The sequence below is a fragment of the Staphylococcus sp. 231237_7MaSpsaltlick genome (genome assembly GCF_043107035.1).
In genome coordinates this window covers 430,025-442,659 of the sequence record NZ_JBICNX010000001.1, presented here as the reverse complement: position 1 = coordinate 442,659, position 12,635 = coordinate 430,025, and the positions used below count along the sequence as shown (strand labels likewise).

The window sequence follows — 12,635 nt, the reverse complement described above, 5'->3', positions numbered from 1 at the left end:
GTTGAGCGTGTTGTGGATGCACCAAATGGATACGCTCTTTATTGGTACTAACTAGGAGGCAGGAAAATGAGAGAGAGTAAAATTGAAAAATATTTAAAAGATGAGGTGGAAAAATTAGGCGGTTTGTGCCTGAAATTTACATCTTCAATTCGAGGGGTACCTGATAGAATTGTTTTACTTCCTGAAAATAGAATTTATTTTGTTGAGTTGAAAAACGAGCAGGGCAAATTGTCAGTACCTCAAAAATATTTGCATAAGAAATTTAAAAGGTTAGGCGTACATGTTTATGTGCCTTACTCGAAAAATGATGTTGATAAATTTATAAAAGAGGTGGTCAAGAATGGCTATTGATTTTAAGCCGTATGACTATCAAGCGCATGCCATAGATAAAATCATAAATAATAAAAAGTATGGGCTTTTCTTGGATATGGGATTAGGCAAGACAGTTTCAACCCTTACAGCCATTGAACAACTCAAATATGATTATCTTGAAGTGGATAAAGTATTGGTGATTGCCCCTAAACGCGTTGCAGAGGACACATGGGCGCAAGAAATAGAAAAATGGCACCATTTATCCAATTTGACCATTTCGCTTGTTCTAGGTACCTCTAAACAGCGTACAGAGGCATTGGCTAAAGATGCTGATATTTATGTAACAAATAAAGAAAACACAAAATGGATATGTGAGAAGTATCGAAAAGATTGGCCGTTCGATATGTTAGTCATTGATGAATTATCGACATTTAAAAGTTCAAGCAGCCAACGCTTTAAAATACTTAAAAAGCAGATGCCTTTAGTCAACCGATTTGTAGGCCTTACAGGAACGCCAGCACCTAATAACTTAATAGATATATGGTCACAGATTTATCTGATTGACGGCGGTGAACGTTTAGGCAAGTCTATGACTAAGTTCAGGCAAAACTTTTTCTATCCGACGCATCAACTGACAGAGCATGTTTTCAATTGGGAACTGAAAGAGGGTGCGAAAGATGAAATATACGACAAGATAAGCGATGTCACAGTCAGCATGGAAAGTAAGGACTATCTCGAAATGCCTGAGCGTATAGACAATGTACAAGAGGTGAAACTCAGTAAAAAAGAGCGTGCCGTATACGACCAACTGAAAGAAGATATGGTCATAGAGGACGAGGCAGATGCTAATAAAGATATAGAGGCACTCACAAGCGCCACATTGACGCAAAAACTATTGCAGCTATCCAATGGGGCTGTATACACCTCAGACGGCACATATAAGCCCATACACGACAGGAAACTTGAGCGTCTTGATGAAATCATCGAGGAGGCACAAGGTAAGCCGATATTATTGTTCTATAGTTTCAAACATGACAAAGAGCGCATACTTGAACGTTATGACTTTGCAGAGGAGCTAAAGGGTGATTATATGGAGCGTTGGAACAATGGTGATATTAAGCTGCTTATTGCACACCCTGCAAGTGCAGGCCACGGAATTAACTTACAATATGGAGGCTCAATTGCCGTATGGTTTGGGCTTACGTGGAGCTTAGAACAATACGAACAGGCCAATGCACGACTGTTCAGACAAGGACAGACTGAAACGACTGTTATACATCACATCATGACTGAGAACAGCGTCGACCAAGACGTGTATAAAGGGCTGCAAAATAAGCAGTTAGGACAAAATGCTTTAATGCAAGCCGTAAAGGCTCAAATACTTTAAAGGAGGCTGCTATATGCAAATGTTAGAGCTTAGCAGATTAGACCGTAAGAAATTAGAAGAATATATATCAAATTTTGAACTTTATAAAAGGGAATTGAGATTTACTGAGTATTTAATCATGGAAAATCACGAGCCTGACAATTTAGAGGGTGGCCAAAGCAATATGATTGGTCGTCCAGTTGAGGCTGAGGTCATTAAGAAGAATGAAGATAAGAAATACAGACATCTGAACGATGTAGTCAGCGGTGTGCAGCGCTTATATGACAATTCAGACCTAGACACACAAGAGCTGATACGTTTGAGATATTGGGATTGCCCTATTAATGCTTGTGAATGGAAAGACATAGCCAATCATTTTTGCGTATCTGAGGCCGTTATCTATAGACGACGTGCAGCAATGCTTAATGAATTAGCAAAATATATCGGTTATGTTTAAAAGTGATAGTTTACCCCCCTTAAACTTCGGTAAAAAAAGTCTTATTATAGTATTATGTTCTTAATTGAACAACATACGTTTCAAGTTGTTTCTATGTGGTTACTGATTTTTCTAGGGCATTAATAATTTTCCTTTACGCATTTTATACTCCTTTAAGTCGTCTGAGAGAACACTCAGGCGGCTATTTTTATATACAAATTTAAACAAGTTATTAACGTGAAAGAGGTGATATTTGGCATGGCACGTCAAACACTATACGAGAAATTAGATATTAAAGATAAACTAGGTTTGGTCGAGGGTTGGAAACGTGACGGATTGACCGATGTACAGATTGCAGAAAATCTAGGCGTTTCAAAAAATTCTATTATCAAATGGAAAAAAGAGAAAAAGGATTTTAAGGACGCCATAAAAAAGGGCAAAGAGGTTTCTGATTACGAACTCGAGAACGCCCTGCACAATAGAGCAATAGGCTACTACTATACAGAGGAGGCCGTGACCAATGCAGGTGATGTAGTAGAGGTTAAGAAATATGAACACGCAAACCCTACCAGCCTCATTTTCGCATTGAAAAATAGGCTACCTGCTAAGTACAGAGATAAAGTGGAGCAAGAAATCACTCAGCGCAATATTGATATAAACATAGGTGAGTACGATGACGACAGCGAAGATTAACCTTAACATCTCAAAGCCGCACAGAGTATTTAACCGCAATATATTTGATGTGCTGACAGATTACAGCCATTTTACAGAGGTGCATTATGGAGGCGGCTCAAGTGGCAAGTCACATGGTGTCGTGCAAAAGGTAGTTATCAAAGCGCTGCAGGATTGGAAATATCCGCGCAAGATATTATGGCTCAGGAAAGTTGGCGCAACGATTGCAGACAGCTTATTCCAAGACGTGAAAAGCTGCCTTATAGACTTTAAGGTGTGGGAGCTTTGCGAATGGAACAAAACAGACAATCGTGTCACATTGCCAAATGGAGCCGTGTTCTTATTCAAGGGCATGGATAACTCAGAAAAGATTAAATCAATCAAAGGCATTAGTGATGTAGTCATGGAGGAGGCCTCAGAGTTTGTGATGAACGATTATACACAGCTCACATTAAGGCTGAGAGAAAAGAAACACCTCAACAAGCAAATATTCTTGATGTTCAACCCTGTAAGCAAATTGAATTGGGTATATAAATATTTCTTTGCAGGTGAGCCGCATGACAATACACTGATTAAGCAATCAAGCTATAAAGATAATAAGTTTCTTGATGAAATGACCAAGCAAAACCTTGAAGATTTAGCGAACAGAAACCCTGCATATTACAAAATATACGCATTAGGTGAATTTGCTACACTCGATAAGCGCGTATTTCCTAAATACGACACAGACATATTAAACAAAGATGATTTAAAGCACTTACCGTCGTTTTTCGGCCTCGATTATGGTTACATTAACGACCCGAGTGCTTTTATCCATGTGAAGATTGATAAGAAAAATAAGAAACTTTATATATTAGAGGAATACGTCAAGACAGGCATGTTAAACGATGAGCTAGCCAATGTCATTAATCAGCTAGGCTATGCAAAGGAACGCATCACAGCAGACAGTGCTGAGAAGAAATCAATTGCAGAAATGAAACGCGAGGGCATTGAGCGCATCAAGCCGTCGATGAAAGGCGCTGACAGTATCATGTCAGGCATACAGTTCATAAGCCAGTTCGATATTGTGGTAGATGAAAGATGCTACAAGACAATTGAGGAGCTAGACAATTACACATGGAAAAAAGATAAGCAAACCGATGAGTATTACAACGAGCCTGTTGATACTTACAATCACTGTATTGACTCACTCAGATATGCAGTTGAGGAGCTTATGATTAAAAACAGAGAAGAAAAGAAAGACGCAAACGAATTGCGCAGATTAAAACAATTTTTCTAGGAGGTGCAGCACTTGTCTAAACTGAAAAAGAAATTTAGCACATTAGCAAACGCAGACTTATTGGCAGAAAATGCTGACGAGATTGTGCAGGACTATACTAAGCTGCAGAGGCTAGTAGAGCGACACAAAATAGAACAGGCACCACGCCTAAATATGTTAGAGCAGTATTTCCTAAGCGATAACACAGGCATAATGACAGGCGAGCGCAGAAAAGACGCAGAGAAAGCTGACCATAGAGCAGTGCATAATTTTGCAAAATACATTTCGCAGTTTATTGTCGGTTATCTGACAGGCAATCCGCTGACGTTCGCACACGATGATGAGGACACACAGCAGGCTATATATGAGTTGAACGATGCAAACGATGCAGATGCAGTGAACAGTGACATTGCACTTGATTTAAGCATATATGGCAGAGCATACGAGATTGTATTCAGAGATGAAAATGAACAAGATAGATTTCTGACACTCGACCCTAAGAATACGTTCGTTATTTACAATTATGATATTGATAAGAAAATTGTTGCAGGCGTGAGATATTATGACACAGTGGACGCTGAGGGCTATACAACCAATCATATTGATGTGTACACAGCAACACACCTGCACAGCTATACTATCCGCAAAGGTGAGCTAAACAGCGTACAGGACATTGAACATCATTATAACGATGTGCCAATCATTGAGTATCTGAACAATAAATTTAAGCAGGGCGACTTTGAGAACGTCCTCAGCTTAATTGACTTGTACGATGCAGCTCAATCAGACACAGCGAACTATATGACTGACACAAACGATGCAATGCTTGCAGTAGTCGGCAACGTTGAAATGGACGGCGAGGACGCACAGAAATTCAAAGATGCAAACATGATACATGTTAAGCCTGAAATGAACGCAAACGGCAGCGAGGGTAATGCCGATGTCAAATACATCTATAAGCAATACGATGTGCAAGGCTCAGAGGCCTACAAAACAAGATTGCAAAACGATATTCATAAATTTACTAACACCCCTGACCTGACAGATGAGAATTTCACAGGTGCGCAGTCAGGTGAGGCGATGAAATATAAATTATTCGGATTAGAGCAAGCAAGAGCTGTTAAGGAGCGTTTATTTAAAAAAGGATTGGCTAAACGCTACAAGCTGCTATTCAATAACTTAAACATTCTAGGCACTAAAACGCATAACCATGAAGAAATGGATATATCCTTTACGCCTAACCTGCCTAAGTCCATGAAAGACAATGTGGAAGTAGTCAACTTGCTTGCAGGCACAATATCAGAGAAAACGCGTTTAGGATTGTTGGACTTTATCGACGACCCTGACGCTGAGCTTGAACGCTTGCAGCAAGAGGAGGACGAACAGCTCACACGTGCGGACAATCGCGAGTACAGTTTTAACGACGAACTGAAAGAGTGATTAAATGGCAGACTTAACAAGCAAAAAATATTGGCGTGATAGAGCAAAACGTATCATAGCAGTTGAGGCTAAAAAAGACGATGATGTTATCGACGAGGTACGCAGCATAACCAACTCGACAATGAGCCAGTTAGCCAATGAGATATACAGCTTTTATGCTAAATATGCAGACGCTGAGGGCATATCAGTCGACGAGGCTAAGAAGAAAATTCAAAAGACGGACATCAAAGAGTTCGAGGACAGAGTCGCTCAATACGTTAAGAATAAAGATTTCAGCGAGAAAGCCAATGCTGAACTCAGACAATACAATACTAAAATGTATGTAAGCCGTGAGCGCATGTTATTGCAGCAGCTTTCGGCTATCATGGTGAACGGCACAGCGCTCACTGAGGTAGAAATGAACGAGTACCTGACAAATTCAGTCGACAGAGAGGTCGAACGTCAGGCAGGCATACTAGGCGAGAGCGCACTTATCAAGCCTAATCATGTAAGAGCTATTGTAAACGCTGATTTTCACGGTGAAACATGGAGCGAACGCTTATGGGCAGATATGGAGCAGACACGCAAGACCGTACTCAAGACAGTGCAAAACACAATGCTGAGAGGTCGACACCCTGACGAGTTCGTTCCTGAGCTTAAAAAGAAATTAGGCGTTACAACCTCAGATGCTAAGCGATTGCTTATCACAGAAACGGCTAGAGTGCAGACAGAGGCACAAAAGCTGCACTACAAGGAAACAATCGGGGAAGATGCCACAATCGAATTTGTCGCTAAGCTAGATGACCGCACGTCCGACGAGTGCAGACATGCAGACGGCAATAAGATAAAAGTTTCTGAAATGGTCGCAGGCGTGAACGTTCCGCCGCTCCACCCTTACTGCAGGTCAACAACAGTTCCAGCCGTTGATGAGATTGAGGACGAGCTAGAGGCGTTTTTCAAAGAGCGTGAGGGCAAGTATAATCTCAAGAATGTTGATGATGAGCTTGATGAACAGCTCGACCCTGAGCCAGCACCCGAAGAAATAGTTTTCAATGAGCAGCTCACTGAGGCATTTGGTGAGGAGCAAATAGACGAAATAAAACGTCAGCTTGATAACAACAAAGATGCTGAGGGCGCTAAGGAATACCGTAAAATATGGAATCACTTTGCACCTGATATGACCATTCAAAACTTGCCTAGTAACAAAACGGCTCATTTCGACCCGATGTCAGAAAAAGTGAAAATGCAGACCTCAAATCTTGGTGAACGTGACCAAGTAAGAATAAGTGGCGAAATACGTGAGGGTACAGACAGCTATAAGACAGTCATACACGAGTTTTCGCACATGATTGACCTATCTATCCAAAAAGAGCTGAAAGGCGCTAAAAACATGCTGAATGGGGCTTATTCAGCCGACCCTAACTATTTCATGAATGAAGAAACGGACGAGCGCGAAATGTTGGCGGACGTTCTGAAAAAAGAAATAGACGACATGGCCAAAGCCGAGCTTAAGACGCTTAAAGACGCACACAAGAGCGGCAACACGGATATATGGGACAGACCAAGCAAGCCGCGCATAGACGACGGGCGCATAAAAATGGTCAGACGACTCAGAGAGCAATATCATCTAGGCGACTCTGACGGCTTATCTGATATGATTGAGGCAGCGACTAACGGCAGAATTAACATTGCATATGGTCACGGCAAATCATATTGGAAGAAACACCCTGCATACAAAACGCCTCTACAAGCAAACCTTGAGGCCTTTGCAGAGATGTCAGAAACGTTTATGAGTGAAAGCAAACGGGAAGTTTTACAAAAAGAAGTTCCCAAATCATACGCATTATATTTAGAAATGCTCAAATCTATAGTGAAAAGGTTGGGGTTATAATGACTGAATTAGATAAAGCATACAAGGCCTATGAGGCTAAGTTCGATGAGGAGCCGCCCCTAATGTTCCTGAGAGGCTTAACGTTAGATGAACAAGCTGCAGTAATCAATGAGCGTGTAGCGGACGGCAAGAGTTTCGGCGAACATGCCAACGAGGAGGGCTACTTTTCATAATGAAAGCTATTGAATGTTTACGCTCTATTGCTGAAAGCCTATATGGCATACACAAAGAGCTGATAAAACTTAATCAAACGCACCCGAGCAATCAAGCTAAACCCGAAGAAAAAGAAAAGCAATTTAAACCAAATAACTTTATTTAAGCTACTTCCCTATTGCTGGGGGGTGGCTTTTTATTATGCCCAAAACGTGCTGACGGCATTAAAAGCATGTATGGAAATCACAGCCGACGGGCTATAAATGGAGGTAACAATATGACTGAAAAATTAAGATTAAATTTACAACATTTCGCTGAGCAAGGCGACGGCAATGAGGGCAAAGTCGACCAGCAAGGCGGCAATGAGGACAAAACCGACCAACAAGGCAACAGCTCTGACGATAAAGACGACCAGCAAGGCGGAAAAACGTTCACACAGGAAGAAGTTGACCAAATTCTTAAAGACCGTTTAGCACGTGAGAAGAAAAACAAAGAGGACGCAGTCAAAGAGGCTGAGAAGTTGGCAAAAATGAACAAAGACCAAAAGGCTGAATATGAGCGCGAGCAAATGCAAAAAGAGCTAGACGCTTACAAGGCTAAAGAGGCACGCAACGAAATGAAAAAGCATGCAAGCGATGTATTCAAGAATAATGAAATCACACCAAACGACGAGCTGCTTGAGATAGTCACGGCTGATACAGCAGACCAAACTCAAGCAAACGTGCAGGCTTTCAATGATGTGCTTAATAACATGGTCAAAGAGCAGGTACAGGCTAAATTGTATCAAGGCACACCTAAGAATTACTCAAATGGCAGTGGCGGCGTTACACGTGAGTCAATCGAACAAATCAAAGATGACTCAGCACGTCAGCAAGCCATTGCACAAAATATGCATTTATTTAAATAAAATTTCGGAGGTATTACATTATGGCAGTAGAAAACAACTTAATTGATGTACAGGCATTAGGAGAGGCAAAGTCGATTGATTTCGCAAATAAAATGGGTGAACGCTTAAACAAATTGTTCACAGCATTAGGCATCACAAACAAAATTCCAATGAACGTAGGCTCAGCATTAAAACAGTATCGTTTCAACGTAATTGAGTCAGAGGCTCCAAACGGTGACGTTGCTGAGGGCGACATCATTCCATTAACTAAAGTTGAGCGTGAGCTAGTGAACATCACAGAGCTTGAGTTCCGCAAGTTCCGTAAGTCAACATCAGCAGAGGCTATTCAGTCACACGGCTATGATTTAGCAATCAACCGTACAGACGCTGAGCTTATCCGCTATGTTCAGAAGAAATTCAGAACTGACTTCTTTGAAACTATCGAGGGTGCAGTGAACAACCCTGACCGTACGAACAACGAGGCGTTATCAGCTAAGAACTTACAAGGCGCGTTATCAAGAGGCCGCGCTAACTTATCAGTATTACTTGATGATGAAGTGACACCTATCGCATTAGTAAACCCTAATGATGTAGCGGGTCATTTAGCAGACGGTTTCATCAACTCAAACGGCTCACAATTTGGCTTAAACTTATTAACGCCATATGTAGGCGTGCAAGTAATCGAGTTCGCTGACGTACCACAAGGCACTGTATACATGACTACAGCAGAAAACTTAAACGTTGCTTATGCAAACCCTCAAGGTGAGTTAGGCCGTGCGTTTAACTTTGCAACAGACCAAACAGGTTTTGTAGGCGTGCTACACGATATCCAATCAAACCGCTTAACAGCAGATACAGTGTTCGCATCAGCAATCTCAATGTTCCCTGAAAACGTTGACGCAGTTGTGTCAGTAGCAATTGAGGCACCTGCAGACGGCGGCGAAACTACTCCCAGTGAAGCCTAATAGCATTGATGTTAGACCGAACGTCAAATCAGCTAGGCTGACAGTGAAATAAATTTAGGAGGTTTTACAATATGGCAGACGTATTAAAAGTATATCAAGGTGAAAACGTTGTAGGACAAGCAGAGCGTGCATCAGACGGCACAGCGTCAGTTACGATTGACGGCTTAGATGCTGCTACTGAGTACGCAGCAGGCACTTATCAAGTGGCTTTCAGCAATGATGCAGGTGAGTCAGCTAAGGTTGACGTACCAGCTTTCACTACTAAGGAAAGCGCACCTGCTGAGCCTCAAAATGTATCAACTGAAACAACTGAGGACACAGCAGACGTAAGCGCTGAATAAGGAGGCATAGCGAATGGCTTACCTTGAAAATGTTAAGACTTTGTTATCCATTTCGGATAATGAACAGGACGAATTGCTCAGCAAAATTATAGATAATACTGAAAAACGTTTGTTCACATTCCTACCTCTCAACGAAAAAGATGTACCGCAAAGGCTTGATTTCGTTGTCGAGGAGGTAGCGGTCAAAAGATATAACCGTGTCGGTGCAGAGGGCATGACCTCAGAAACATTAGACGGACACTCAACAAAGTTCCAAGACGATGACTTTGACGAGTTCCTGAGTTTCATTGAGCGTCTATACCCTCCTCAGCAAGGCACAGGCCGCACAGGCAGTGTGACATTCTATTGAGGTATGACCAACGCGCTAAACTTGTGTTTGAGGGGAATAAGCGGTACAACCCCAGCACAGGTAAGACCGAAAAAGATGAACGTATTATCTATAAGAGCATACCTTGTCACAAGTCGCCCTTATCACCTGAACGCACAGCCGTCGAGTTCGGCAATGTGCAGCGTGATGTAAGCATCATAAGGCTAAGAGGCCAAATATTAGATAACGTCAGCCATGCCTATATAAATGACCTCAAGTACATTGTTGTACGCCATACCTATTACAGACACGATACAGTGATGTATTTAGAGCAGGTGAACAATGGCAAAGGTTAAAGGGCTTGGCAAGCTAATAGCGGCGTTAGAAGATGCTGAGGACGACATCGAGGACGATGTTGATTTCATTCTCAAGAAAAGAAGTCAGCAGTTTCGGGCTGATACAGTGAAAGAGGCACGCCGTGTTATGACCAAAGGTTATTGGACGGGCAACCTAGCCCGCATGGTCGAGGACACCAAGCAAGGTAAGCTGAGCTACCTCATAACCTCAAACGCCCACTATTCAGGTTTTCTTGAATATGGTACGCGTTACATGGCACCTGAGACTTTCATGTATCAAATTTATCAGAAATATGATAAGCAAATTCACGCAGATATTGAGCGACTTATAAACAGTTAGGAGGCAAGACAGTGGCTAAGCAATCAATAAAATATGAACTATTTAATTATTTATATAGAGCGTTCAGCGAGCTAGGCGTTCCAGTCGTCAGAGTAGTAGACCAATACACAGAACTAGGTTATCCGTTTATTGCGATTGAAGAAATACAAGACCTTGTAACAGTTCAATCATTCGACAATTACGGCGGCGAGCCTAATGCACGTATTCACTTATGGAGCGACGCGGACGACCTACAGACGCATGACAGGCTATATATTCAAATTCAAGATATTCTCATGAAAACTGAGCAGCTACCCTCCTATCGTGTTTCATTGGTCAGCATCAATACAAATGACATAAACGACGATACGACAAACACTAATTTGCAGCACAGTATCGTTGATGCAGAATTTCAAACAATTTAGGCATGCCTCACAGCAGGTGTGCCGTTTTATTATTAAATAAATGGAGGTCATGACATTATGGCAATTAAACAAGGTACTGACGAGCTTGCATTAATTCGTAAAGCAGGCGAGGCCGTAGAGGCAAACAAAATTATGTGGATAACTGAACTTGAGCGTGAAACAGAACGCGACTCAGACCAAGAGGCGACAATTGACGGCTCAGTTAGCTCAGGTGGTACATTAGAGTCAACTGTAACTATCACGTCTTATATGGACGTTGAGGACGAGTTGAGCGATGAGATTGAGGACGCTACTGAGGAGGGTACGGCTTACGAGTTATGGATTATTAATAAAAAAGTCCAAAACGAACAAGGGCAATATAAGGCTGAGTACCGTCAAGGCACTTGGAACAGCATTACACGTACCAATGAGGCTGACTCTATTGCAGAGTTCGAGACTGAGTTCGGCGTGTACGCTAAGAAACAAAGAGGCTATGCCTCACTACCTGAAATCGTAGAGCAAAACAAAACGGCTTATGGTTTCCACGATACAACATCTGACGACCCTGCAGACGACGGACTTGTGGCTATTCCACAACCTGACGACAGCACAGGTGACGGCGGCACAGGTGAGTCTACACCCAGTTAAGCCTGAAATAACTGAGGTAAAGCCTAATATTAAAAGCGTTAGGTTATCAGTTCAGTAGGGAATGAAAGACAGCACAGGCGGGCGCATAGCCCGTCTTTTTACTTAATACAAAAATAAGCGAGGTAATTATATTATGGAAATTAAATTTAACGGAAAAGAAATCGAATTATCATTTGGCTTTAAGTTCATGAATGACATTGATAAGAAATTAGGCATGGAAATGGAGCAAATGAGTTTCGGACAAGGTATTCAAATGCTAGCGCCTAACTTAGAAAGCGGCAACCCCGTAGCAATTGGTCATACTATCATTGCTGCAACTTCTCACCACAAGAAAGCCCCTAAAACAGATGCAGAAATCTCAGAAGTATTAAATGATATTGCCTCAGAGCAAGGACTCGACGAGTTCGCAGAAGAAATCATTAAGGAGCTGGGAAAGCAACCTATGACCCAAAACCTCGTTCCCGAAGAATACAGACAAGCGAAGAAAGCAGCAGCGAAGAAATAGAAGAACAGCCCAAGCTCACCTATGACAGAGCGGTTATCCTTTGCATGAGTGAGCTAGGCGTTTATGATATGAAAGAAATTGAAATGATGACATTGACTGAGTTCAATTATCGCATGTATGCCCGCGAGTACGAGATGCTCAAGGAAGAATACGACATCTATCGTTTAGCCTTTGCTATACGTGATGCCAAAGCTGAGCAAAAGAAAAAAGGCGGCAAAAAAGGCGAGAATGAGTTCAAATATAATGGAGCTGACGATATTATCAACTATCAAGAGAACATTGACAGGCTTAATCGTGGTGAGCCAGTACAAATGGGCGAGTCAGCAAATAAGGAAGATGACAAACCGTCCCTTGATGTGTTGAAACAAATCAGAAATCATAATAAATCATAGCAGAG

At 41.9% G+C, this 12,635-nt stretch carries 17 protein-coding genes; all 17 read left to right on the top strand.

Going from position 1 to position 12,635, the window contains the following annotated elements; translation table 11 throughout:
* The first annotated feature begins 66 nt into the window (after positions 1–66).
* Complete coding sequence (locus tag ACF91D_RS02180) at positions 67–351, top strand: VRR-NUC domain-containing protein (protein ID WP_392436387.1); 285 nt, start codon at positions 67–69, stop codon at positions 349–351.
* Positions 341–1,699, top strand: coding sequence for an SNF2-related protein (locus ACF91D_RS02175; protein WP_392436386.1), 1,359 nt, complete (start codon positions 341–343; stop codon positions 1,697–1,699). Before ACF91D_RS02180 ends, ACF91D_RS02175 begins: the two co-directional genes overlap by 11 nt.
* A 13-nt stretch (positions 1,700–1,712) precedes the next feature.
* The gene (locus ACF91D_RS02170; RefSeq protein WP_392436385.1) at positions 1,713–2,135 is read left to right on the top strand and encodes a transcriptional regulator; all 423 of its coding nucleotides are present in this window, start codon (positions 1,713–1,715) and stop codon (positions 2,133–2,135) included.
* A 237-nt stretch (positions 2,136–2,372) separates the two neighbouring features.
* Positions 2,373–2,807 (top strand): helix-turn-helix domain-containing protein, encoded by a 435-nt coding sequence (locus ACF91D_RS02165; protein ID WP_392436384.1) that lies wholly within the window; start codon positions 2,373–2,375, stop codon positions 2,805–2,807.
* The gene (locus ACF91D_RS02160; RefSeq protein ID WP_392436383.1) at positions 2,788–4,065 is read left to right on the top strand and encodes a PBSX family phage terminase large subunit; all 1,278 of its coding nucleotides are present in this window, start codon (positions 2,788–2,790) and stop codon (positions 4,063–4,065) included. The genes ACF91D_RS02165 and ACF91D_RS02160 overlap by 20 nt, the downstream gene beginning before the upstream one ends.
* 3 nt (positions 4,066–4,068) lie before the next feature.
* Positions 4,069–5,484, top strand: coding sequence for a phage portal protein (locus tag ACF91D_RS02155; RefSeq protein ID WP_392436382.1), 1,416 nt, complete (start codon positions 4,069–4,071; stop codon positions 5,482–5,484).
* A gap of 4 nt (positions 5,485–5,488) precedes the next feature.
* The gene (locus ACF91D_RS02150; RefSeq protein WP_392436381.1) at positions 5,489–7,354 is read left to right on the top strand and encodes a minor capsid protein; all 1,866 of its coding nucleotides are present in this window, start codon (positions 5,489–5,491) and stop codon (positions 7,352–7,354) included.
* 172 nt (positions 7,355–7,526) lie between these two features.
* Positions 7,527–7,673: a hypothetical protein gene (locus ACF91D_RS02145; RefSeq protein ID WP_392436380.1), complete on the top strand. Its 147-nt coding sequence runs from the start codon at positions 7,527–7,529 to the stop codon at positions 7,671–7,673.
* A gap of 111 nt (positions 7,674–7,784) precedes the next feature.
* Positions 7,785–8,414 carry a DUF4355 domain-containing protein gene (locus tag ACF91D_RS02140; RefSeq protein WP_392436379.1) on the top strand — a complete coding sequence of 210 codons (630 nt, stop codon included), beginning with the start codon at positions 7,785–7,787 and terminating at the stop codon, positions 8,412–8,414.
* A 20-nt stretch (positions 8,415–8,434) separates the two neighbouring features.
* Positions 8,435–9,358 carry a capsid protein gene (locus tag ACF91D_RS02135; protein ID WP_392436378.1) on the top strand — a complete coding sequence of 308 codons (924 nt, stop codon included), beginning with the start codon at positions 8,435–8,437 and terminating at the stop codon, positions 9,356–9,358.
* Positions 9,359–9,429: 71 nt separating this feature from the next.
* The gene (locus ACF91D_RS02130; protein WP_392436377.1) at positions 9,430–9,699 is read left to right on the top strand and encodes a fibronectin type III domain-containing protein; all 270 of its coding nucleotides are present in this window, start codon (positions 9,430–9,432) and stop codon (positions 9,697–9,699) included.
* A 13-nt stretch (positions 9,700–9,712) separates the two neighbouring features.
* Positions 9,713–10,048, top strand: coding sequence for a phage head-tail connector protein (locus ACF91D_RS02125; protein WP_392436376.1), 336 nt, complete (start codon positions 9,713–9,715; stop codon positions 10,046–10,048).
* A 300-nt stretch (positions 10,049–10,348) separates the two neighbouring features.
* The gene (locus ACF91D_RS02120) at positions 10,349–10,702 is read left to right on the top strand and encodes an HK97-gp10 family putative phage morphogenesis protein (protein WP_392436375.1); all 354 of its coding nucleotides are present in this window, start codon (positions 10,349–10,351) and stop codon (positions 10,700–10,702) included.
* Positions 10,703–10,713: 11 nt separating this feature from the next.
* Positions 10,714–11,106: a hypothetical protein gene (locus tag ACF91D_RS02115; RefSeq protein ID WP_392436374.1), complete on the top strand. Its 393-nt coding sequence runs from the start codon at positions 10,714–10,716 to the stop codon at positions 11,104–11,106.
* Positions 11,107–11,163: 57 nt separating this feature from the next.
* Positions 11,164–11,733, top strand: a complete 570-nt coding sequence (locus ACF91D_RS02110; RefSeq protein WP_392436373.1) for a phage major tail protein, TP901-1 family — start codon at positions 11,164–11,166, stop codon at positions 11,731–11,733.
* 133 nt (positions 11,734–11,866) lie between these two features.
* Positions 11,867–12,238, top strand: coding sequence for a tail assembly chaperone (locus tag ACF91D_RS02105; RefSeq protein ID WP_232198610.1), 372 nt, complete (start codon positions 11,867–11,869; stop codon positions 12,236–12,238).
* Between the two features lie 68 nt (positions 12,239–12,306).
* On the top strand, positions 12,307–12,630 hold the full coding sequence (locus ACF91D_RS02100; protein ID WP_392436372.1) for a hypothetical protein: 324 nt from the start codon (positions 12,307–12,309) through the stop codon (positions 12,628–12,630).
* Positions 12,631–12,635 lie beyond the last annotated feature (5 nt).